Raw genomic sequence first — 23,622 nt, forward strand, 5'->3', positions numbered from 1 at the left:
GCAAAAATTCCGAGGATTTATGAATAATATCGTCAAACTTGATCCGCTCGATCGCAAGATCCTCGCGCAGCTTCAGCGCGACGCCGCGCTGAGCAATGCCGATCTCGCCGAAAAGGTCGGCAGCACCGGGCCGTCCTGCTGGCGCCGCATCCGGCAGATGGAGGATGCCGGCGTCCTCAAGGAGACCGTCCGCCTCGCCGATGCGCGGCTGCTGGGGCAGAGCGTCAACGTGCTCTGCGAAGTGCGCATGCGCGACTATTCGGCCGAATGCATTGATGCCTTCCACGACTTCGTCCAGCGCGAGGACCGGGTCATGGAATGCTATTCGACCTCGGGTGAATGGGACTACCTGATGCGCATCGTCGCGTCAGACGTCTCGGACTACGAGCACTTCCTCATGCGCGTGCTGCTCAAGCACCCTTCGGTCAGCGGTGCCTCGTCGCACTTCGCGCTCTCGATCGTGAAGTACAAGACCGCGCTGCCCGTCGCGCCCTGACTCCCGGCCACCTGGCGGCACAGCCATCCTGTCGGAGGGCAAAGGCAAAGGCCTGTGATCGACGGGCCACTTAACCTATTGCGGATCAATGGAAGATGACCCGCAGGGTGCCGGGCGCGAAGCTTTCGCATCGACCCAATACGGACAGATAAAAGGCAGCTGGGGGGAGGGGATCCGCACCTTCCTCGGAGTGCCTTATGCCGCGCCGCCGACGCCCTTCGAACTGCCCCAGCCGCCCGCCACCTGGAGCGGCATCCGCGATGCGCTGGTGCCTGGCGACTGTGCGCCGCATGCGATCACCCCGTTTCCCGGGCTCGATATCGCGCCGCTGGTCGGCCATGGCGGGATCGAGGGCCGCGACTATCTGACGCTCAACGTCTGGGCGCCGGAAGAGGCGGCTGGCCGGCCGGTCATGGTCTTCGTGCATGGCGGCGGCTTCGTCATCGGCAGCAAGGACGCGGCGGTCCACGACGGCAGTGCCTTTGCGCGTTCGGGCGTGGTCTGCGTGGCGATCAACTATCGCCTCGGCATCGACGGTTTCCTGCCGGTGCCCGGGGCGCCGACCAACCTGGGCCTGCGCGACATCCTGTTCGCGCTGCGCTGGGTGCAGGACAACATTGCCAACTTCGGCGGCGACCCGGCCAACGTCACGCTGTTCGGCGAATCCGCCGGGGCCATGGCCATCGCCGACCTGATCACCTCGCCGCTGGCCAAGGGCTTGTTCCAGCGCGCGATCGTCGAGAGCGGGCATGGATCGATGGTTCGCGAAATCCCGATCGCCCAACGTCTCGTCGCCAAGCTGGCGAAAGTGCTCAAGGTGCCCGCGACGGTCGAGGGCTTCCGCGGCGTTTCCGTGGCGGATGGCCTCTCGGCCATGGCCAAGATCGGACGGCGCTTCTCGCGGCTCGACCTGCGCGACGCGGCGGGGCACGAGCCGGTCTTCGGCATCAGCCGGTTCGTGCCGGTCATCGGCGACGACGTGCTGCCGGTGCACCCGCTGGCCGCGCTGCGCGCCGGAGCCGGCGCCGAGATAGACCTGCTGATCGGCACCAATTCCGAAGAGATGAACCTCTACTTCGTGCCCACCGGCGTGCGGGCCAAGCTGGGCCGGCTGTTGGCGGCCTGGGTCCTAGGCAAGTCGAACCCGCAGCCGCGTGCGGTGCTGCGTGCCTATGGCCTGGGTACCAAGGGCGCTTCGGTGGGCGAGGCCTTCACGCGTGCCATGACTGATCTCGTCTTCCGCTGGCCGGCCAGGCAATATGCCGCGGCCCACGCCGGGCGTTCCTGGGCCTATGAATTCGACTGGCATTCGCCCGCTTGCGGCGGCGAACTCGGCGCCTGTCATGGCATGGAGTTGCCCTTCGTGTTCAAGACCCTGCCAACGGTCACCGGCACCCAGGGACTGGCCGGTACCGCGCCGCCGCAGGAACTGGCCGATCGGGTGCACGCGCTATGGGTCGGTTTCGCGACCGACGGCGCCTTGCCATGGAAGCCGTTCAACGCGTGCGACCGGCTGGTCTATCAACTCGATAAGGGCGACGTCGTGCACGAGCCCGTCATGCCCGCAGCGCGGTTCCTACCGGAGTAGCCCCATCCCATTGGCCAAGCGCGCGGCAGTGCCGCGCTGAACGAACGCGCGCCGGGACGCGGCGGCCTGGACCTTCGGTCCGGCACGCCCCGGCGCGATCCCTGCGTGTTACGGGTCGCTCTCGGAACGCGTGGGGGGCGGGCCGGCGGCGTCCCCTGACGTCGCCGGCCCGCCGGGCGAGGAAGGCTTTTTCGTCCGCGAGCCGCCGCCACGCATGAAATCGCTGATTGCCAACCGTTTTACGGCTCGAACCAGGTAGATTTCCGAGGGTACCGTTCCGTAAGCATAAACCACATTCGCTTACTCGAATTCCTGAAAGTTCGGGCCAATGGGTCCGGCATTTGTGCGGGAATACGGTGAACAGCTCAGCAATCCTTAGGACCGAACTGGGCGACGCTGATCACGTCGCGCAATCGGTGCCGCCAGCGCGGATTTCCGCGCCACCGGCGGAGACGCGCGACGGTCGTGCCGAACTGCTGCGGCAGTCGGGTATCGCCCGCGCACTCGGATCGGCCTTCGTCAGCGACGTGCTCGCAGCGGCCTGGCGCCAGCTCGACCGCGCACCGCGGCTTGCGGCGCTGATCGGCAACTGGCCCGGCGATCCCGCGGCGGCGGCCATGGCCATGCGACTCAACGCCGGGCTTCACGCGCTGGCGCGGCGACAGGTCAGCGCCGATCTCGACGCACTCTATGCCGGCCGGCACGATGACTTCGACCACGCGATCGGCGCGGCGCTCGAAGCTGGCGAGGACACCATCCTCGAATGGATGGATCACCCGACGCAGACCAACGAAGTCGGCCGCTCGGCTTCGTTCATGGCCGCGCTGATGACGCTCGCGCACGATGCGGCCATGCCTTTCGAACTGCTCGAGTTCGGTGCCAGCGCCGGGCTCAACCTGATGCTCGATCGCTACGCCCACGACCTCGGCGGGGTAAGCGCGGGCAAGCTCGATTCGCCGGTGCAGGTCACTCCCGAATGGCGCGGCGCGCCGGTCGTGCAGGCGCCCGTGGTGATCGACCGCGTTCGCGGCGTCGATCTGCGTCCGTTGCGGCTCGAGGACCCCTTCACGCGTGAGCGGCTGCTGTCCTACATCTGGGCCGATCACCCGCAGCGCGCCGAACGCCTGTGCCACGCGATCGCGATCAACCGCGCCTGCCCGCCGCCGATCGACCGCGACAGCGCCGCGCCCTGGCTCGCGCGCCAGCTGGCCGAGCCGCAGCGCGAGGGCGTGTGCCGCGTGGTCATGCATTCGATGGTGCTGCAGTACCTGCCCGAGGCCGAGCGCCGTGCGGCGCTGACCACGATCATGGCCGCCGGCGCGCGCGCCACGCCCGAGCGTCCGCTGGCCTGGATCAGCCTCGAGTGGAATTCGGACCGTACCGAAGTCCAGCTTCGCCTGACCCACTGGACGGGCAGTCAAGAGGCGAGCGGCACCAGCCGCGTGCTCGCGATCTGCCATGCCTATGGCTCGTGGATCGACTGGCGGGGCTAACCGAGTTTACTGATAGCAGCCATACTCCAACCCCGCTCGGCCTGAGCTTGTCGAAGGCCCGGGCGCAGGGCCCGCGTCCACGCTGCGGCCTGTCCGCCCGCGCGCCAGTTGCGAGATTAGCGCCCAATCACCCACGGTCGGTCCCGCCGGCCTTTGGTCCGATAATCGCCACGGGTCGATGCCCAGTCGAGGCGGAACTGCGCTTCGCCGTCGTGGGCAGCGTCGCCGAGTAATATTCGGCGCGATCCCCGTCGGATAGTCTCTCACGGAGCGCGGCAGACGTCGCATGCTTCGAGGAGATGGCGATGACGGAACCGATCACCGGCGAACTGAACCTCGCCACCCGCTCCGGCCTGTCTGTCCCGGGCGTGCTGGTAAGCGGCACCGGCGCGGCGGACACGATCACGCCGGACAGCACTCCGCCCGGGCAGCCGCTGGTCGGGGCCGGACCCGACGTGATCCTGGCGCTCGGCGGCGATGATCTGCTCGACGGCGGGCTGGGAGCGGATTTCATGCTCGGCGGGGACGGCGACGACACCTACGTGGTCGACGATGTCGGCGATCTCGTGATGGAATTTCCGTTCGGCGGGTTGGACACCGTTCGCAGTTCGATCTCCTATTCGCTCGATGCAGCCCCGGACACGCGCCTCACGGTTGAAAATCTTGCGCTGACCGGCGCAGCGGCTATCAACGGTACGGGCAATGGCCTCGACAACCTGCTGACCGGCAACGCCGCGGCCAACGTGCTCGACGGCCGGGCCGGCAACGATCGCATCGACGGCGGCGCGGGCGCCGACACGATGATCGGCGGTCTCGGAGACGACACCTTCTACGTCGACAATATCGGCGATCGCGTCATCGAGCGCGCTGGCGAGGGCAACGACCGCATCTATTCCAGGGTCGAATACAACCTCACGGGCCAGGCCGTCGAAACCCTCGTGCTGGTCGGCCCCGCGAGCATCAACGGCTTCGGCAACGAATTGGACAACACGCTGATCGGCAATGCCGAGCACAACTACCTCGACGGCCTGGCCGGAGCCGACGTCATGCGCGGCGGAGGCGGCGACGACGCCTATACCGTCGACAATCTCGGCGATGTGGTCGATGAAACCAATGGAACCGGTATCGATGCCGGCGGCCACGATCAGATATTCACCTCGGTGTCGATCTCGCTAACGGGCGCGGCGCGCTTCGTTGAGGACGTCACGGTCTACCGCCCGGAGCCGGTCACCGTGATCGGCAACGATCTCAAGAACTTCTTCATGGGCGGGGCCGGCGATGATACGCTCGACGGGGGCGGCAATGACGATCGTATCTGGGCCAATTCGGGTAACGATCGCATCTATGGCGGCGCGGGCAACGACGATCTTGACGGCTACACGGGCGACGATCAGATTTTCGGCGGTGCGGGGCGCGACTACATCCGCGGCAGCGAGGGCCTCGATATCCTGACCGGCGGCGCCGACGCGGACACGTTCCGTTTCTTTGCCCTCAGCACGACCTATGGCGGTTTCGGCGACGATTCGACGCTCGCTACGATCAATACGATCACCGATTTCAACCGCGCCGAAGGTGATCGCATCGACATCGCGTCGTTCGGCTACGCCGGCAAGCTCGCCTGGCGTGGGGAAGTGACGACGCCGGATTTCAGCCTGGTTGAAGGGGCTGCCTTGGGCGGCGAGGACCTGGGGACTGGCTTCACCCAACTGTGGACCTTCCGCAGCGACGATACCACCTATCTGATCGGCGACATGAACGACAATCGCCGGCTCGATCTCACCGATGTCGTCGTCGCCCTTACGGGACCGACCGCGCCTGCGACTCTGGCCAAGACCGACTTCACCGGGGGCCCCTTCGCCGTCTGAACGGTGCGCAGCCGCAAGACAAAAAAGACCCGGCACGCAGCGGCGCGCCGGGTCTTCTTGCGTGGCCGGGGGGCGGCACGCGGGCGGAGGGAGCAGGGGGCTCCCTCCGTCCTTTTGCGTCAGAACGAGTAGCGCGCCGAGGCCGAGATCGTGCGGCCGTTGATCGCACGGGCGGTAACCACGCCCGTCGTCGGAATCGCCGCCTGGGTCACTTCGGCCAGGCCGAGCACGTTGAACACGTTGTTCGCGTTCAGCGACAGCTGGATACGCTCGGTCGGACGGACCTGCAGGAAGGCGTTGACCGTCGTATAGCCGGGCATCTTCAGCTGGTTGGTGTCCTGCGCGAAGCTGCCGGTGGTGCCGATGATGTTCGCGCCCAGGCTGAACAACTCGGTGTCGTACTGCGGGGTCAGCGCGAAGATGAAGTTCGCCTGGTGCCGCGGCACGTTGCCGATCACGGTCGGATCGGTGAGGTCGCTCGAGATCTCGGCATCGGTATAGGTCGCACCGGCGGTCAGCTTGAACGGACCCCAGGCATAGGAACCCTCGAACTCCGCACCCACGGCCTTGTAGCTGCGGACGATGTTCTGGACCTGGACCTGACCCTGCGCATTGCTGTTGATCTGCGAGTTGCGCTCGCCGGTCTTCGCCCAGAAGCCGGTCAGGTACAGCTCGAGATCGTTCTTGCGGAACTTCACGCCGGCCTCGGCCTGCTTGACCGGGTCGTACTTGCTCGCCGGATCGACGGGCTCGCCGGTCAGGTAGTTCATCGCCGGGGTGAACTGCAGGCGCTCGGCGGCGGCGCGGCCGCCGCGGCTATAGCGCGCGAAAGCCGAGAACTCAGGGGCGAAGCGGTAGTTCGCGCTCAGCGAGTAGGACACGTAGTCGTACTTGTAGTTCACCGGGCCGGGCTGCGTCAGCGGCAGCGTGCCGACGCGCGTCTCGGGGATCGAGATCACGCCGTCGCCGTTGATGTCGAAGCTCGTCGTGCCGACGCGGCCGCCGCCCAGTTCCGAACCGTAGAGCGTGCCCTTGACCCGGCCAAAGTCGTAGCGGACCGAGCCGCCGACGGCGAGCTTGCCGGTCTTGTAGTTGAACGAGGCGTAGGGCGCGTCGACCGTGTAGTTGAGGTCGTAGGAGCGGCGATAGCCGGTCGTGACGATCTGCGCGCTATAGGCGTAGTAGCCATCCTGCGTCTGCTTGCGGCCGAGTGCGTCGGTGATGTCGAGCAGCGAGCTCTTGCCGCCGCCGACGACGTCGGTCACCGCCGAGTTGAACAGCCAGTCGGCATCGATCTTCTGCGACGAATGATAGTAGCCGAAGGTCGTGGTCAGATCGCCGCTGCCGAGCTTCCACACCTTGCTTGCACGCAGGTCGTTGCTGACGTTGTCGAGGCTGTTGAGGTGGACGTCCATGAACAGCGAATAGGCCATCAGGCCGTTGCCGTTCAGCGTCGCCGGATTGGCGATGACCTGGCCCTTATTCGGACCCGAGGCGTAGGAGAGCTTCGCGAGCGATCCGCCGTAGGCCGCGAGCAGCGCGGTGGCTGGCGCGACCGAGAGCGGGAAGTTCTGCATGACCCGGCCGTGCACGTCCGAATAGCGGAACTTCTCGTTGATCGTCCAACCGCCGCCGAGCTCGAACTGCGCGTCGAGGCCGACAGTCTTGACGATCGGGTGCGAACCTTCGCGCATGTCGTCGCGGATCAGCTTGTTGTCGCCATCGAGCGTGGGCAGGGCCGAGATCGCGTTCGAGCCGATCACGTCCTTGCGGATGTCGAAGTTCGCGATCTGGCTGTAGGTCGGATCGGCGTTGGTGCCACCGACCAGCAGCGGCATCTGCAGGTAGGTTGGCGTACGATCGTCGAGGTACTTGCCGTAAAGGCGCACGTAGCCGCCGGCGAAGGTCTTGGTCAGGTTGACCTTGAACTGGCCGCCCTTGAGCGCGTCGTAGCCGAGCTCGCGCGGGCCTTCGCCCTGGCGATAGAAGCCGCCGACGTGGAAGCGCAGCGTGTCGGACAGTTTGCCGCCGTAGTCGAGGTCGATGCGCTTGGTGTCGTAGTCGAGCCCGGTCGAGACCTGGACGGCGCCGCCCTGTTCCTCACCCGTCTTCGAGATGAAGTTGATCACGCCGCCGGGCGAGTTCGACGAGAAGGTCGAGGCCGAGCCGCCGCGGATCGTCTGGACCTGCGCGAGGCTGAGGTCGGCGCGCATGAACACGTCCGAGCCGAAGAAGTTCATGTCGCCGAACTCGACGACGGGCATGCCGTCTTCCTGGAACTGCATGAACTTCGAGCCGGTCGCCGCCAGCGGCAGGCCGCGGATCGAGTAGGAGGCGTTGCCTTCGCCGCTGACCGCCTCGGCGCGGATGCCGGGGACGTTGCGCAGGATCTCGGCGATCGAGGGCATGCCGAGCTTCTGGATCTCGACGCCGTCGAACGAGGAGGCGGAGATCGCGCTGTCGAGCATGTCGCGGCCCTTGGCGACGCCCGTAGTGAAGGCCTGCTTGGCCGGCTGGGCCTCTGTGGTTTCGCGATCGGCCGGCTTGGCGTCCTGCGCGAAAGCCGGAAGCGGCGCGGCGCAGGCGGCCGCGAGGAGGAGGTACTTGATCTTCATGAATGATGCCCCGTGAAATGCCGATCTAGGGTCGGTCACGAGGCTGATAGCGAATTGCCTTTAAAATGGAGGTTTCGTGTTTCTATGTAATACTGCAGAATGCTGGAAATAAATGGGCAATACAATTGCCCATCGATGACGATCCTGTCGCGATAAGAAAAAGGGCCGACAAGCGAGAGTGCTTGCCGGCCCTTTTTCTTAGGGTTTGCGTCGATCCGATCAGAATTCCGACCAGTCGTCGTCGCTGAGCGCGAGGTTGCCCATGACCTGCGGCATCGGCGCGGCGGCGGCACGCGGGGCCGGCGCGGGAGCCGGGCGCGGGGCGACCGCGGTCGGCACCATGGCCGGGCGGCGTGCACCGGCGGCGTCGATCTGGAAGGTCGAGAAGGCGCGGAACAGCTCCTCGGCTTCCTTGGCGAGCAGTTCGGTCGCGGCCGTGGTCTCTTCGACCATCGCGGCGTTCTGCTGGGTCATCATGTCCATCGAGCTGATGGCCGAGTTGACTTCGCGCAGACCGCTCGACTGCTGCTCGGCCGCTTCGGCCATGGCCTCGATCGAGTCCGAGACGCTCGAGACGCGCTCGATGATGCGATCGAGCGAACCACCGGTCTCGTTGACCAGCTCCACGCCCGCGGTGACGTGACCGGCGGTCGAGGTGATCTTGGTCTTGACGTCGCTGGCGGCGTCGGCGGCGCGCTGTGCCAGGGCACGAACCTCGCTGGCGACCACCGCGAAGCCCTTGCCGGCGTCACCGGCGCGAGCCGCTTCGACGCCCGCGTTGAGCGCGAGGAGGTTGGTCTGGAAGGCGATGCCGTCGATCACGGTGATGATGTCGACGATTTCCGAGCTGGCCTTCTCGATGCCGTACATGGCCTCGATCGCCTTGCGGACGACGTCGCCGCCCTGTTCGGCTTCGGCACGGGCCTCGACCATCGCCTTGCTGGCGCTGGCCGCGATCGTCGCGCTTTCGCTGACCTTCTTGGTGATGTCGGCCATCGCCGCGCTCGACGACTGCAGCTTGGCAGCCTGCTGTTCCGAACGCTTCGACAGGTCGTTGGTGGCCTGGCGGATTTCCGACGAGGAGTTCGAGATCGAGTCGATCGTGCCGCGGACCGAACCCATGACGCCGCAGAGCTGTTCGAGCGCGGCGTTGAAGTCCTTGGCGACGCCCGCGAAGGCCGGCGGCAGGTCGTTCAGACGCGCACGCAGGTCCGACTGCGACAGGTCGTGCAGGCGGCGGCCGATCTCGCCCATGGCGAGTTCGCGATCGCGGTCGCCGGTTTCCTTGGCGATCGCGGCGTCGCGGAACACGAGCACTGCACGCGCCATGTCACCGAGTTCGTCGACGCGGTCCGTGTCGGGCACGGCAATGTCGTTACGACCGGCGGCCAGATCGGCCATGACCTGGGTCAGGCCGCTGATCGGACGGGCGATGAGCTTGGTCAGCTGCATGGCCAGGAAGATTGCGATACCGATCAGGGCGATGCCGCCGATCGTCAGCGTGATCAGGGCCACGGTGATCGCGGTCTGCTGGCGGGTCGAATTGGCTTCGATGGCGCTAACCTGGGCGTCACGGATCAGGCGCAGCGGCAGCACCGCTTCGCTGACCAGCACGGCCTTGCCGGCATGACGAACCTCTTCCGCGGCCTCGTCCTTGAAGCCCGCCTTGACGCGCGCGATGAGGCGATCGCCCCAATCCTTGCGCCACTTGAGCGTCTCGTCGCGCGACTTGAGCAACGCGGCCTTCAGTTCGGGCGCGACCAGGACCTTCTCGAGCTTGGCCGAGGCGGCGTCGTAGTCGTCGCGTCCTTCGTTGTAGGACTTGAGATAGGACGCGTCCCCGGTCACGAGGTAGCCGCGAAGCTGGCTGTTCTGGCGCAGCAACGCCGTTTCCAGCGTGAGCACGTCGGCATGGATGCCCTGGCTCTCGTTGTTGCGATCGGTCGAGCCAGAGATCATCAGGATGTTGGCCAGGAACACGATCATCACGATCGCGGCCATTGCGCAGATCGTGGCGAAGGAGAGACCAAGCTTCCGTGGGATCTTCGCGGACTTAAGCATCTTTCTTACTCTCGTTTAAGGACCCTGCGATCGAGCCCGGTTCGGCCGGGACGCTTGACGCGCCCCGGCCGTCGGTACTCAGCTTAGAAGTCGAACTGCACCGCGGCGGATATCGTGCGCCCGAGCAGAGTACGGGCGAGAACGAGGCCACCCGCCGGGATCGTGGCCTGAGAGACCTCGACGAATGCAGCTTTGTTGAACAGGTTGGAGGCGTTGAGCGACAGCTCGACACGTTCCATAGGCCGGACGCGGGCGAACGCGTTGACCAGGGTGTAACCAGGCAGCTTGAGCTGATTGGTGTCCTGGGCATAGTTGCTCGTCGTACCGACGGCGTTGAAGCCGAGGGTGAACAGATCGGTTTCGTACTGCGGCGTCACCGAGAAGATCACGCTCGAAGCATGGCGCGGCTTGTTGCCGACCAGCTGCGGGTTCGCCGGATCGCTTTCGATCTCCGCGTCGGTGAAGGTGGCGTTGGCCGCCAGGCTGAAGCCGCCCGTGCGATAGGTGCCCTCGATCTCGACGCCCTTGGCCTTGTAGCCACGCTCGATGCGATCCTGGCGCAGCGAACCGTCGGGGTTGGCTGTCAGCTGCTGGTTGCGCTCGCTGGTCTTCGCGTAGAAGGCCGTGGCGTTCAGCGTGATGTTGTCCTGACGGAACTTGGCACCGATTTCGGCCTGCTTGACCGTGTCGTAGCCGTCCGCCGGGCTGGCGAGGCCGCCGGTGGTCGAGTTGACCGCGATCGTGAAGGGGATGCGGTCGGCAGCGGCGCGGCCGCCGCGGCTGTAGCGTCCGAACACCGCGAACGATTCCGCGACGCGATAGTTCACGCCGACCGAATAGCTGAGGTAGTCGTACTTGTAGTTGAGCGGCGCCGGGCTGCCGACCGGCAGCACCGAGGTGGTCCGTTCGGCCAGCGAGATCACGCCGTCGCCGTTGACGTCGACCGCGGTGATGCCGACACGGCCACCGCCGAGGTCGGCACCGTAGAGCGAGCCCTTCACGCGGCCGATGTCGTAGCGAACGCTACCGCCCACGGCGATACGGCCGGTGTGGTAGTTGATCGAGCCGTAGGGCGCGTTGACGTCGTAGTTCACGTCGGTGCGACGGTTGCGAACCGTGTTGCCCGGGATGTTGTACTGCAGGACGCCGTCCTGCGTAACCGCAACGCCGGTCGCCGTGGTGATATTCAGCAGCGACGTTTGACCGCCGCCGCTAACATCGCTCACCAGCGTCTGCAGCGAGTTGAACGTGTCGATGTCCTGCGACGCCTTGTAGAAGCCCGCCGTCGTCGTCAGCTTGCCGCCACCGAGGTTCCATACGCGGCTGACGCGCAGGTCGTTGGTCATGTTGTCGTAGCTGTTGGCCTTCGAGCTGTTGAGCACCGAAAGGGCCAGCAGGCCGTTGCCGTTGAGCGTGGTCGGGTTGGTGATCGCCACGCCGCGGTTGGGGCCGCTGGCATAGCTGAGGCGCGCGCCGGGGCCACCGAACGACGGGAGCAGACCGGCAGCCGGTCCGACCACGATCGGAATGTTGTAGTTCACGCCGCCCGAGATGTCGGCGAAGCGGAAGCGCTCGGTCACCGTCCATTCGCCGACGTCGAACTGCGATTCGAGGCCGATCGACTTCACCACCGAGTGGATGCCGTCGTGCAGGGTGCCCTGGGTCCGATTGTTGTTCTGATCCAGCGTCTGGAAGCCGGCGATGTTCTGCGAGAACAGCGAATCCTTGCGGACGTCGATCGAACCGTAGTTCACGAAGTTCGGATCGGCGTTGGTGCCCGTCGCCTGGATCGGAACGGTCTGGTAGAACGGTACCTTGTCGTCGAGGTATTTCAGGTTCAGCCGGACGTAGCCGTTGTCGAATTCCTTGGTGATGTTGAACTTGAACTGGCCGCCCTTGTAGGCGTCGTAGCCAACGTCACGCGGACCTTCGCCCTTGCGATAGAAACCACCGAACTGGAAGCGGACCGTGTCGGTCAGGCGACCGCCGTAGGCCGCATCGACGCGGTATTCGCCGTAGTCGACGCCGGTCGACAGACGGATCGAGCCACCTTCGACTTCGCCCGTCTTGGTCATCAGGTTGATCACGCCGCCCGGCGAGTTCGAACCGAAGGTCGAAGCCGAACCACCGCGGATCGTCTCGATGCGCGCAAGGTTGAGGTCGGCGCGCAGCAGCGCGTCGGGCGCGAAGACCTGAAGGTCACCGAACTCGAGGACGGGCAGGCCGTCTTCCTGGAACTGGACGAACTTCGAACCCGTCGCAGCCAGCGGCAGGCCGCGGATGGTGTAGCTGGCATTGCCTTCGCCGGTCACGGCTTCGGCACGGATGCCCGGAATGTTGCGGAGGATTTCGGCGAGCGAGCGCGCGCCGATCTTCTGAATTTCTACGTTGTCGTACGCGCTGGCCGAAATGGCGCTGTCCAGCATGTCGCGCCCCTTTGCGACACCCGTGCTGAAATTCTGCGCGGCCGGCTTCTGTGCTTGGCTCGATTCGGCCTCCGATTGCGTATCCTTGTTAGCAGCGGCTTCATCGGCATAGGCCGACGCCGGAAACGCAAAAGCAGCAGCAAGAAGAAGGTACTTCAATTTCATATTGTTAAGCCCCGTTGATCCCCAAGACCAATGTTGGTCAACACGGCATTAGTCACGATGTCGTTAAGGCTGACGCTCGGCGCCGGTAGGTATAAATGCCGGGTAACCTTAAGGACGGTTAACCTCTCGCCATGGCCGCGTTGATCTGGCGAGGCGTCGGTTGAGGGCGACTGGCGGTCTTAGACTTTGGTCGTAGCCGCAGAAATCTAGGCTTTTTCTGCCGTCGGGCCGGTATCGGCCATTGGTCTGAAAGTCGGCTAATGCGAATCGATCGCGTTAAAATCTGCCTGAAATTGAGCGTTTGATACGCCCGTCCGGCCATGATTTGTGCGCCGGAGTCGATCACAACCGCCGGCTTGCGAGATTCCCGTCTCTCCCGATCGCGATCGGCGTCGCACAAGCCAAAAAGCCACACAGGCCGGGAAAATGACCTCGCTCGCACGCGAGTTGTTGCAAGTGATTATCACTTACTGCAATTGCGCCGCGTCGCGGACCCCACAGCGGCGTTCTTCAAATCATGGGAAAATCGGGATTATGTCCATCGTGCGTCGCAACCACGTCCGTCTCGCCACCGCGCTGCTGGCCTCGGCCGCTACGCTGGCGCCACTCGCCGCCCAGGCGCAGGATACGGGTGAGCAGTTCGAGGACATCATCGTCACCGCGCAACGGGTCAACGCCACCGAAGTCAGCCGCGGCGGCAGCCTCGGCGCGCTGGGCAACAAGTCGGCCGAGGACGTGCCTTTCGCGATCAAGAGCTACAACGCCGCGCTGATCCTCAACCAGCAGCCGCAGACGCTGGGTCAGGTGCTCGAGAACGATCCCTCGGTGCGCACGACCTTCGCCTTCGGCAATGCCGCCGAGCTGTTCGTCATCCGCGGCTTCACCCTGGCCGGCGACGACATCGGCTTCGACGGCCTCTACGGCATCACCCCGCGCCAGCTGATCGCGCCCGAACTCTATGAATCGGTGCAGGTGCTCAACGGCGCCAGCGCCTTCCTCAATGGCGCGGCGCCGGGCGGCTCGGGGCTGGGTGGCAGCGTCAACCTGATGCCCAAGCGCGCGAGCCAGGACGATCTGACCCGCGTCACCGCCAACTACACCTCGGACAAGCACTGGGGCGGCAGCTTCGACCTGTCGCGCCGCTTCGGCGCCAACGGCGAATGGGGCCTGCGGATCAACGGTGCCGGCCGCCAGGGCGACGTCGCGATCGACAACGAATATCGCAGTTCCTACACGATCGGCGGGGCACTGTCCTATGACAGCGGCCCGCTGCGCGTAGTGCTCGACCTTGCCTACCAGAAGGTCCGCGTCGAGGGGCTGCGCCCGAAGGTCGCGGTCAGCGGTTCGATCCCGGCCGTCCCGCGCGCCGAGACCAACTATGCCCAGCCCTGGACCTACACCGACCTGCGCGACGTGTTCGGCCAGCTGAAGCTCGAATACGACGTGGCCGACAATGCGATGCTCTATGCCTCGTTCGGCGCGCGCGACGGTTCGGAGAAGGGTATCTACGGCGGCGTCACCGTAACCAACGCGCTGACCGGCGCAGCGACGATCGGCGCGTCATACATCCCGCGAACCGACAACAACGAGGCGGCGCAGGCCGGCATCCGCGTCAACCTGGCGGCGGGCGGCATCACCCACGAGTTCAACGTCGGCGGATCGGCGATCTGGCAGGTCAACCGCAACGCCTACGAGTTCTATGTCTCGGGCGCGGCGCAGGTCTCGAACATCTATAACCCGGTCACCGTGCCGCTGCCCACGACCGTGTCCTTCGCCGGCGGCAACCTGACCGATCCCTTCCCGATCTCGCGCAACCGCCTGTGGAGCGCCTTCGCCTCGGACACGATCGGCGTGCTCGACGACAAGGTGCTGCTGACCGCGGGCCTGCGCCTGCAGACGATCGCGACCAAGGGCTATTCGTACTTCGGCGGCGCGCAGCAGAGCTCCTATGACGAGAGCGCGGTGACCCCGGTTGTCGGTCTGGTGATCAAGCCGGTCGCCGGCGTGTCGCTCTATGCGAACCGCATCGAGGCGCTGGTCGCGGGCGAGGTCGCGCCGAACACGGGCACCGGCACGGGCGGCGCGAACATCCCGGTCAGCAATGCCGGCGAAGCGCTGTCGCCCTACAAGTCGAAGCAGTACGAGGCGGGCATCAAGTACAATTCGCCGCGCTTCAACGCGAGCGTGGCGCTGTTCCAGACCGATCGCGTCACCGCCGGCCTCGCGCTCGATCCGAGCCGCCCGGGCTTCCTGCGCTATGGCCCGATCGGCACGCAGCGTCACAAGGGCGTAGAGGTCTCGGTCGACGGCGAGCCGGTCGAGGGCCTGCGCCTGATCGCCGGTGGTTCGTACATCGATGCCAAGCAGCGCGCGACCAACACGGATGCGGTCGGCGTGCCCGACCTGCTGCTCAACGCCAACGTCGAGTGGGACCTGCCCTTCGTACCGGGCTTCACCCTGACCGGCCGCGTGGTCTACACCGGCGAGCAGGCGGCGGACCTCGCCAACACGCTGACCCTGCCGTCGTGGACCCGCGTCGACCTCGGCGCGCGCTATGTCGCGGTCGTTGCCGACAAGCCGCTGACCCTGCGCTTCGGCGTCGATAACGTCGCCAACAAGCGCTACTGGGCCTCGGCCTTCCAGGTGTTCAGCGCCGACCTGCTGCAGGGCACGCCGCGGACCTTCCGCGCTTCGGCCTCGATCGACTTCTAAGCGACGGCCGGCCGGCCGGCTATTCCGAGGCGCTGATATCCTCGGAAACGTCGGCGGCCTGCCGGGCGGGGGCGACCAGGTGCCAGGCCGCGAGGATCGGCACGAGGATCGCCATGCCCAGGAACACGCTGATCACACGTTCGAGCCCCGGCTCGATCGCGACATTGGCATAGTCGTCGGGTACGAGCACCACGAGCACGGCCAGGGTGAACTGCAGTCCGAGATAGGCGTTGCGCGCGGAACCGTTCTCGATGTGGCGGCCGACGATGATGCCAAGGCAGGTGCCGGCGACGAGCACGGGCGTCGAACCGTGCGCGGCAAACAGGATCGCGGCGGCGAGCACGCCGCCGGCCAGGCAGCCGACCGCGCGCTGGCGCAGGCGCCGGCTTACCGGGCCGAGCCCCGACGAACCGATGCCCGCGACGGGGACGATCATCACCGCCATGATCGTGACGCCGGCCTGGGCCAGTTCGCGGATGGCGACGAAGTGGTAGATCAGCGGCAGCAGGCTCAGCGCGACCGCGGCCTGGGCGGCGTGGCGCGCGGCATCGGGGTGCCAGCCGACCGGCGGCGTCGAGGGAGTCAGCGAGGCGGGCCACCAGCGCCGCGCGGTCACGGTCGAGACCATCGAGACGATCACGCAGGCGACCGTGCCCGCGCCGACTTCGAGCACACGGGTGAGCGCCAGCGCCTTGATGTCGATCGTCGGATTTTCCATGCGGTCGAGCACGATCATCAGGAAGGTCAGGCCGAACAGCAGGAAGGCATAGGCGCGCCGCGCGGTCAGCATGCCGTAGAGCCCGATACCGCCGACCAGCGCGACCGCGAGCATGTTCTGCCAGACCGCACCCGAGGACAGCCGTTCGAACCAGATCGCCAGCGTCGCGCCGAGCAGGGTGCCGATCATCCGCAGCACGCCGCGCACGAAGGTCTCGGCGACCGGGCCTTTCATCAGCACGAAGGCGCTGAATGCGGCCCAGGCGATCATCTGCGCGCCGACGAGGTGGGCGATGACGATGGCCAGCAGCACCGAGGCGACGCATTCGAGCTCGTCGGCCATGCGCCGGCCGGGGGTAATCAGCACGCGTAGTTCGCGGTGGAGTTTCTCAGTCAGTGTCAGATCGGCGGGGTGCGGCGTCATCGCGCCGCTATGACTCCACTCGGCCGCGGGATCAAACCTCGAGCGGCGCCGTCGCCAGCCCCAGTTCGGGAATCGTGATCGAGCGGCGACCGGAAAAGTCGGTGCGCACGACGATCAGCCCGGCCTTCTCGTAGTGTTCGAGCAGGCGGCGCACGCGGCCCGGCGACTGGGTGCCGTAGATCCGTGCGATCTCATCATCGTCGGGGCAGGGCAGCCCGTCGCGCGCGGCACGGGCCATCAGCAGGAACGGGGCGAGCAGGTCGTCGGCCAGCGGCTTGGCGACGCGCAGGATCTCGGCCCATTCGGAGGCTTCGGGATTGAGGATGCCGGCCACGGCCATGGCGAAGCGGCGACGGAACTGGCTCATGTCGACGTGGCCCGCGGTCAGCCGCTGCATGCGGCAGCGCACCGAGAAGTCCTGGAACAGGGTCGCGGGCGACTGGAAGGTGCAGTTCTCCTCGGCGACCATCTCGGCGAGGATCGCGCTGACCGCGACGTCGATCTCGTAGCGCGAGGGGGTGAACAGCTGCGGCTGGACCACCTCCTCTTCCTCCTCGGGCACCAGCGGCACTGCGGCGATGCGCTCCATCAGTTCGTCGGCGTCGAACTCGGGCTCGGGCGGGGCCGGGCGGTGGATCGGCGTCTCGTCGAGATGCAGGTCCGAATGGAGCAGCGCGTGGATGTCGTCGGGCGAGGCCGAGGGCGGCGGGGTCAGCGGCTGCGAACCGCCGCGCGATCCGGTGCGCACCGAGCCGATGCGCACCGCCACGGGGCGGCGGCTGATCGCCGGGCCGAGGCCGAGGAACTGGCCGCGCGCGAGATCGCGGATCTGCTCGGCCTGCCGGCGTTCCATGCCGAGCAGGTCGGCCGCGCGCGCCATGTCGATGTCGAGGAAGGTGCGCCCCATCAGGAAGTTCGAGGCCTCGGCCGCGACGTTCTTGGCCAGCTTTGCCAGGCGCTGGGTGGCGACGATGCCGGCGAGCCCGCGCTTGCGGCCGCGGCACATCAGGTTGGTCATCGCCGCGAGCGACAGGCGGCGCGCCTCGTCGCTGACCTCGCCCGAGGCGACGGGGGCGAACATCTGCGCTTCGTCGACCACCACGAGTGCCGGATACCATTCCTCGCGCGGGGCATCGAACAGCGCCGAAAGGAAGATCGCCGCGGCGCGCATCTGCGCCTCGATCTCGAGCTCGTCGAGCGCGAGCACGACCGAGGCGCGATGCTTGCGAATGCGCTGCGCGAGCCGCGCGAGCTCTTCGGCCGAATAGGCGGCGCCGTCGACGACGATGTGGCCGAAAGGCTCGGCCAGGGTGACGAAGTCGCCTTCGGGATCGATCACGACCTGTTGGACGATGCTGGCGCTTTCCTCGAGCAGGCGGCGCAGCAGGTGCGATTTGCCCGAGCCAGAGTTACCCTGCACCAGCAGGCGCGTCGCCAGCAGTTCCTCTACGTCGATGGTGATCGGGGCGCCGTTGGGGTCGACGCCGATTTCAATCGGTGCGCTCACGTTGCGGGCATTAGATCGGCGGCCGGATTCGGACCAAGGGCGGGGAGGCGGCTTTTCCAGAGGTTTGGGGTGGGGCGAAGAGGGAAAAGCCGATGCTTCCAGTCTCACCGTCGCCCCTGCGTAGGCAGGAGCCCATCCGGGCTCTCGTTATCGAGCCGAGGGGGCGTGGTGAAGAGTTCAGTTGGGCCCTGCCTTCGCAGGGGCGACGAACGAAATGAGGTGGAATGTAAGAGCCTAAGCTTCCCCGATCGCCTGCGCGGCAGCCCGCCCGCTCGCCCAGGCCCATTGGAAGTTGTAGCCGCCGAGCCAGCCCGTCACGTCGACCGCCTCGCCGATCGCATAGAGCCCGGGCATCTTGCGTGCTTCCATCGTCCGCGACGACAGGTCGGCGGTCGAGATGCCTCCGGCGGTGACTTCGGCCTTGGCATAGCCTTCGGTACCGTTCGGCGAAAATTGCCAGTCGCGCAGCCGCGCTTCGGCCGCGCGCAGTGCCTTGTCTGTCAGCTGGCCGAGCTCGCCGGCCAGCGCCAGCCGCTCGCCCAGCGCGCCGGCGAGGCGATCGGGCAGGCCGCGCGAAAGGACCGTCGCGAACTGCATGCGCGGGTGCTCGCGCTTCTCGGCGAGCAGCCAGTCGATGCCGCGATCGGGCAGGAAGTTCACGCCGATTGCGGTGCGGTGCTGCCAGTAGGACGAGATCTGCAGCATCGCCGGACCCGAGAGCCCGCGGTGCGTGAACAGCGCCGCCTCGCGGAATTTGACCTTGTTCCAGCGAACCTCAACCTCGGTTGAGACTCCCGAAAGCTCGCGGAAAAGCGCCTCGTCTTCGCCCAGGGTGAAGGGCACCAGCGCCGGGCGCGGCTGGACCACCGACAGGCCGAACTGGCGCGCGATGTCGTAGGCGAAACCGGTCGCACCCATCTTGGGGATCGACGGCCCGCCGGTGGCGAGCACGAGCGCGGGGGCCTCGTGGACCTGCCCGTCGATCGTCACGCGGAACCGGCCGTCGGCATGGTCGATCGCGCTGGCCGGATGGCCGAGCCGCAGGGTCACGCCGCCGGCCTGGCATTCCTCGAGCAGCAGGTCGACGATCTGCCGCGCCGAACCGTCGCAGAACAGCTGACCCAGGGTCTTCTCGTGCCAGGCGATCCCATAGCGATCGACCAGGTCGATGAAGTCCTGCGGGCGATAGCGGCCGAGCGCCGACTTGGCGAAGTGCGGATTGGCCGAGAGGTAGTTGTCCGCCTTGGCGTGGACGTTGGTGAAGTTGCAGCGCCCGCCGCCCGAGATCAGGATCTTCTTGCCCGGCGCCTCGGCATGATCGACCAGCAACACGCGCTTGCCGAGTTGGCCCGCGGTCGCCGCGCACATCATGCCGGCCGCGCCGGCGCCGAGCACGATCGCGTCGTAGGTGTCAGGCATTCGCGAGGATGGAGGCGCCGACCGCCTCGCCGACCTTGATCCCGTCGATCGCGGCCGAGAGGATGCCGCCGGCATAGCCCGCGCCTTCGCCCGCAGGGAACAGGCGCGCGACGTTGACGCTCTGGAAATCCTGGCCACGGGTGATGCGCAAGGGCGACGAAGTGCGCGTCTCGACGCCGGTCATGACCACGTCGGGATGATCGTAGTTGCGGATCTGGCGGCCGAACACGGGCAGGGCCTCGCGGATCGCCTCTACCGCGAACTCGGGCAGGCATTGCGCGAGGTCGGTCAGGGTGACGCCGGGCTTGTACGAGGGTGTGACCTCGCCGAGCTCGGTCGAGGCGCGGCCAGCGAGGAAATCGCCGACCTTCTGCCCCGGTGCGGCGTAGGACGAGCCGCCGACTTGGTAGGCCAGGCTTTCCCACTTGCGCTGGAATTCGATCCCGGCGAGTGGCCCGCCCGGATAGTCGCGCGCCGGGTCGATGCCGACGACGAGGCCCGAATTGGCGTTGAACTCGGCGCGCGAATATTGGCTCATGCCGTTGGTGACGACGCGGCCCTCTTCGGAGGTCGCGGCGACGACGCGCCCGCCCGGGCACATGCAGAACGAATAGACCGAGCGCCCGTTGGAGGCGTGGTGGACCAGGCTGTAGTCGGCCGCGCCGAGGTCGGGATGGCCGGCGCAGGTGCCGTAGCGCGCGCGATCGACCCAGCTCTGCGGATGCTCGATGCGCACGCCGATCGAGAAGGGCTTGGCTTCCATGTAGACGCCGCGCGCGTGCAGCATCTCGAAGGTCGGACGGGCCGAGTGGCCGATCGCCATGACGACGTGGTCGGTTTCTAGAAACGAGCCGTCGGCCAAGTGCAGGCCGCGCAGGCGCTTGCTGCCGTCGGGCTGCTCTTCGAGTTCGAGATCGTCGACGCGCGTCTGCCAGCGATATTCACCGCCGAGTTCCTCGATCGTCGCGCGCATGGACTCGACCATGGTGACGAGACGAAAGGTGCCGATGTGCGGGTGGGCTTCCCAGAGAATGTCGTCGGGCGCGCCGGCCTTGACGAATTCCTCGAGCACCTTGCGGCCGAGGAAACGCGGATCCTTGGTGCGGCAATAGAGCTTGCCGTCGGAGAAGGTGCCGGCGCCGCCTTCGCCGAACTGGACGTTGCTGTCGGGGTTGAACTCGCTGCGGCGCCAGAGGCCCCAGGTGTCCTTGGTGCGCTGACGCACGACCTTGCCGCGGTCGAGAATGATCGGCTTGAAGCCCATCTGCGCGAGGATCAGCCCGGCGAACAGCCCGCAGGGGCCGGCGCCGATGACCACGGGGCGCTTGCCGGACCAGCCCGAGGGGGCAGTCACCGGGAAGCGATAGGCCATGTCGGGCGTGGGCTTGACGTCCTTGTCGCCGGCGAAGCGTTCGAGCACTTCGGCTTCGTCGATAAGGTCCAGATCGACCGTATAGACCAGCAGTACCGCGTTCTTGCGGCGGGCGTCGTTGCCGCGCTTGAACACCGTAAAGCTCTTCAAAGCATCGGCGGCCACGCCCAGCCGTGCACAGACCGCTTCGGGTAGCGCCTCGGCCGGATGGTCGAGCGGCAACTTGAGGTCGGACAGGCGGATCATGTCAGCGCAGCTTGGCGATGCTCAGCCCGTCGGCCTTGGCGCGATCCTTGGTCGATTCCTCGCTGCGCTTGAGCGCCTTGGCGATGGCCTTGAGCGCCATGCCCTTCTTGGCGAGCGTGTGGAGCTTCTGGATCTCGTCGGCGGTCCAGGGCTGGCGGTGTCGTTCGAATCTTTCGGCCATGTCCGTCCCTTAGCGTCCGCGCTTCAACTTCACGAGCGCTTCGTCGAGCGCCGAGAGGAAGCGCGAGCGATCGGCCTTGGCGAAAGGCGCGGGGCCGCCGAGCTGTTCGCCGCCGGCGCGCAGGTCGGCCATGATCGCGCGTGTAGCGATGGCGCTGCCGATCGAGGCCGTGGTGAAGGGCTTGCCGTTGGGGGCAATCACCACGGCGCCGGCCTTGAGGCAGCGATCGGCGAGCAGGATGTCGGCGGTGATGCAGACCGCCCCTGCATCGGCGCGTTCCGCGATCCAGTCGTCCGCCGCGTCGAAGCCGTCGCTCACCACCATGCGGTCGATCAGCGCGTGCTGCGGCACGCGGATCGGGCTGTTGGAGACGATCGTCACCGGCACCTCGTGACGGAAGGCGACCTTGTAGATCTCCTCCTTCACCGGGCAGGCGTCGGCATCGACGAGGATGCGGAGTCCGCTCAACGCTGCTCCGAGCGCTGCTTCCAGGCGCCCTTCTTGTGATAGGGCTTGCCCGGGCGACCATCGGGGCCCTGGCGGTCGCGGTGATAGGGCTTGGGCTTGTGCGGCCCCGGATTGCCGGCGGGATTATACTGCGTACGCGGTCCGCCCTGATGCTCGCGGCGGTTGCGGCGGGCGTCCTCGCGCGGCGCGCCGTCGGCCGGGATGATCTCGACGCCGTCGTCCTCTTCGGCCGTGCGCTGGACCGCGTCGAGGAAGCGCGCGGCGACCGGGCTGGCGATCTCGAACAGCGTCTCGTTGGCGGCCAGGCGGATCGCGCCGATGTCGCTGCGGCTGACGTGGCCGCGGCGGCAGATCAGCGGCAGGATCCAGCGCGGATCGGCGTTCTGGCGGCGGCCGACGTTCATGCGGAACCAGGCGCTGCCCTCGAAGCCTTCGCGCGGACCGCGCGGCGGCGGCGCGTCGGTGGCGATCAGCTCCTCGGGCGCGGGCATCTTTGCGCGGTGCGCCTGGACCAGCGCGGCGGCGATCTCCTCAGGGCTGCGCTCGGCCATCAGCTTGGCGGCGAGCTCGCGGTCCTCGTCTTCGATCTCGACGGGCGCGAGCAGAGCGGAAAGCATGCGCTCGCTGTCGGCGGCGCGGATGTCGGCGGCCGAGGGGGCATTGACCCATTCGGCGGGAATGCGCGCACCGCGCAGCATGCCTTCGACGCGGCGGCGGCGCGGATAGGGCACGAGCAGGATCGCCGTACCCTTCTTGCCGGCGCGGCCGGTGCGGCCCGAGCGGTGCTGCAAGGTCTCGGCGTCGCGCGGGATCTCGACGTGGATGACAAGCGTCAGGCTGGGCAGGTCGATACCGCGCGCGGCGACGTCGGTGGCGACGCAGACGCGCGCGCGCTGGTCGCGCAGCGCCTGCAGCGCGTGGTTGCGCTCGTTCTGACTGTGCTCGCCCGACAGCGCGACCACGGCGAAGCCGCGTTCGGTCAGGCTCGAATGGAGGTGGCGGACGTTGTCGCGCGTGGCGCAGAACAGGATCGCGGTCTCGGCCTCGTGCAGGCGCAGCAGGTTGACCACGGCGCGTTCGATGTCGGCCGGGGCGATGGCGATCGCCTGGTAGGTGATGTCGCCGTGGCCGCGGTTCTCGCTGACGGTCGAGATGCGCAGGGCATCCCGCTGGTAGCGGCGCGCGAGCGCGACGATCGGCTGCGGCATCGTCGCCGAGAACAGCAGGGTACGGCGGGTCTCGGGGGTGCCGTCGAGCAGCTCCTCGAGGTCCTCGCGGAAGCCCATGTCGAGCATCTCGTCGGCCTCGTCGAGCACGACCGCGGCCAGCTCGCGCAGGTCGAGCGCGCCGCGCTCGAGATGGTCGCGGAGGCGGCCGGGGGTGCCGACGACGATCTGCGGGCCATAGGACAGCGCGCGGCGTTCGACCGAGGGGTTCATGCCGCCGACGCAGGTGGCGACGCGCACGCCCGCCGCCTGGTAGAGCCACGACAGCTCGCGGCTGACCTGCAGCGCCAGCTCGCGCGTCGGTGCGATGACCAGCGCCAGCGGGCTCTGCGCCATGCGCGGGCGGCCGGCTTCGTCGAGCAGTTGCGGCGCCATGGCGAGGCCGAACGCGACGGTCTTGCCCGAGCCGGTCTGTGCCGAGACGATCAGGTCGCGTCCCTCGGCTTCGGGTTCGAGTACGGCGGCCTGGACGGGGGTGGGGGCTTCATAGCCACGCGCTGCGAGCGCTTCGGACAGAAGCGCGGGAAGGTTCTGAAAGGTCATGTTCTCTGCTTGTAAGGGCGACGCCGCTTGGCCTGCGGTCGGGCCGCGGGTCCGCATATGACGCGCGCGATAGGCCCTTCGCAGTCGCAACACAACGA

The 23,622-nt window shown here is 67.0% G+C and carries 15 protein-coding genes; 5 read left to right on the forward strand and 10 right to left on the reverse strand.

Annotated features, from left to right (window positions below; genetic code table 11):
- Nucleotides 1-19 precede the first annotated feature (19 nt).
- From OLX23_RS11935 to OLX23_RS11950, 4 genes are all read left to right on the forward strand, one after another.
- Nucleotides 20-496 carry an Lrp/AsnC family transcriptional regulator gene (locus OLX23_RS11935; RefSeq protein WP_264445219.1) on the forward strand — a complete coding sequence of 159 codons (477 nt, stop codon included), beginning with the start codon at nucleotides 20-22 and terminating at the stop codon, nucleotides 494-496.
- A gap of 88 nt (nucleotides 497-584) precedes the next feature.
- Nucleotides 585-2,084 (forward strand): carboxylesterase/lipase family protein, encoded by a 1,500-nt coding sequence (locus OLX23_RS11940; RefSeq protein ID WP_264445220.1) that lies wholly within the window; start codon nucleotides 585-587, stop codon nucleotides 2,082-2,084.
- Between the two features lie 356 nt (nucleotides 2,085-2,440).
- Entirely contained in the window at nucleotides 2,441-3,577 is a 1,137-nt protein-coding gene (locus OLX23_RS11945) for a DUF2332 domain-containing protein (protein WP_264445221.1), read from the forward strand.
- 305 nt (nucleotides 3,578-3,882) lie between these two features.
- Nucleotides 3,883-5,442: a calcium-binding protein gene (locus tag OLX23_RS11950; protein ID WP_264445222.1), complete on the forward strand. Its 1,560-nt coding sequence runs from the start codon at nucleotides 3,883-3,885 to the stop codon at nucleotides 5,440-5,442.
- Nucleotides 5,443-5,561: 119 nt separating this feature from the next.
- Here the strand turns inward: OLX23_RS11950 and OLX23_RS11955 are convergent, their stop codons facing one another.
- From OLX23_RS11955 to OLX23_RS11965, 3 genes are all read right to left on the reverse strand, one after another.
- Nucleotides 5,562-8,057, reverse strand: a complete 2,496-nt coding sequence (locus OLX23_RS11955; protein ID WP_264445223.1) for a TonB-dependent receptor domain-containing protein — start codon at nucleotides 8,055-8,057, stop codon at nucleotides 5,562-5,564.
- Between the two features lie 219 nt (nucleotides 8,058-8,276).
- The gene (locus OLX23_RS11960) at nucleotides 8,277-10,058 is read right to left on the reverse strand and encodes a methyl-accepting chemotaxis protein (RefSeq protein ID WP_264445224.1); all 1,782 of its coding nucleotides are present in this window, start codon (nucleotides 10,056-10,058) and stop codon (nucleotides 8,277-8,279) included.
- 143 nt (nucleotides 10,059-10,201) lie between these two features.
- Nucleotides 10,202-12,544 (reverse strand): TonB-dependent receptor domain-containing protein, encoded by a 2,343-nt coding sequence (locus OLX23_RS11965; RefSeq protein WP_264445225.1) that lies wholly within the window; start codon nucleotides 12,542-12,544, stop codon nucleotides 10,202-10,204.
- A gap of 699 nt (nucleotides 12,545-13,243) precedes the next feature.
- On the opposite strand from OLX23_RS11965, the gene OLX23_RS11970 reads away from it, so the two are divergent.
- On the forward strand, nucleotides 13,244-15,421 hold the full coding sequence (locus tag OLX23_RS11970) for a TonB-dependent receptor (protein ID WP_264445226.1): 2,178 nt from the start codon (nucleotides 13,244-13,246) through the stop codon (nucleotides 15,419-15,421).
- A 19-nt stretch (nucleotides 15,422-15,440) separates the two neighbouring features.
- On the opposite strand, the gene OLX23_RS11975 is transcribed toward OLX23_RS11970, so the two are convergent.
- The 7 genes from OLX23_RS11975 to OLX23_RS12005 all read right to left on the reverse strand — a co-directional run bounded on the left by OLX23_RS11975 (nucleotide 15,441) and on the right by OLX23_RS12005 (nucleotide 23,524).
- Complete coding sequence (locus OLX23_RS11975) at nucleotides 15,441-16,562, reverse strand: FUSC family protein (protein ID WP_264445227.1); 1,122 nt, start codon at nucleotides 16,560-16,562, stop codon at nucleotides 15,441-15,443.
- Between the two features lie 31 nt (nucleotides 16,563-16,593).
- A complete protein-coding gene (locus OLX23_RS11980; protein ID WP_264445228.1) occupies nucleotides 16,594-18,069 on the reverse strand; it encodes an ATP-binding protein in 1,476 nt (491 codons plus the stop codon).
- Between the two features lie 234 nt (nucleotides 18,070-18,303).
- On the reverse strand, nucleotides 18,304-19,488 hold the full coding sequence (locus OLX23_RS11985) for an NAD(P)/FAD-dependent oxidoreductase (protein ID WP_264445229.1): 1,185 nt from the start codon (nucleotides 19,486-19,488) through the stop codon (nucleotides 18,304-18,306).
- Complete coding sequence (locus OLX23_RS11990; protein WP_264445230.1) at nucleotides 19,481-21,106, reverse strand: NAD(P)/FAD-dependent oxidoreductase; 1,626 nt, start codon at nucleotides 21,104-21,106, stop codon at nucleotides 19,481-19,483. The genes OLX23_RS11985 and OLX23_RS11990 overlap by 8 nt, the downstream gene beginning before the upstream one ends.
- Nucleotide 21,107: 1 nt before the next feature.
- The gene (locus tag OLX23_RS11995) at nucleotides 21,108-21,287 is read right to left on the reverse strand and encodes a hypothetical protein (RefSeq protein WP_264445231.1); all 180 of its coding nucleotides are present in this window, start codon (nucleotides 21,285-21,287) and stop codon (nucleotides 21,108-21,110) included.
- 9 nt (nucleotides 21,288-21,296) lie between these two features.
- The gene (locus OLX23_RS12000; RefSeq protein ID WP_264445232.1) at nucleotides 21,297-21,755 is read right to left on the reverse strand and encodes a YaiI/YqxD family protein; all 459 of its coding nucleotides are present in this window, start codon (nucleotides 21,753-21,755) and stop codon (nucleotides 21,297-21,299) included.
- Nucleotides 21,752-23,524 carry a DEAD/DEAH box helicase gene (locus OLX23_RS12005; RefSeq protein ID WP_264445233.1) on the reverse strand — a complete coding sequence of 591 codons (1,773 nt, stop codon included), beginning with the start codon at nucleotides 23,522-23,524 and terminating at the stop codon, nucleotides 21,752-21,754. The genes OLX23_RS12000 and OLX23_RS12005 overlap by 4 nt, the downstream gene beginning before the upstream one ends.
- Between the last annotated feature and the right edge of the window lie 98 nt (nucleotides 23,525-23,622).

Source organism: Novosphingobium sp. JCM 18896 (assembly GCF_025938095.1).
Classification (GTDB): Bacteria; Pseudomonadota; Alphaproteobacteria; order Sphingomonadales; family Sphingomonadaceae; genus Novosphingobium.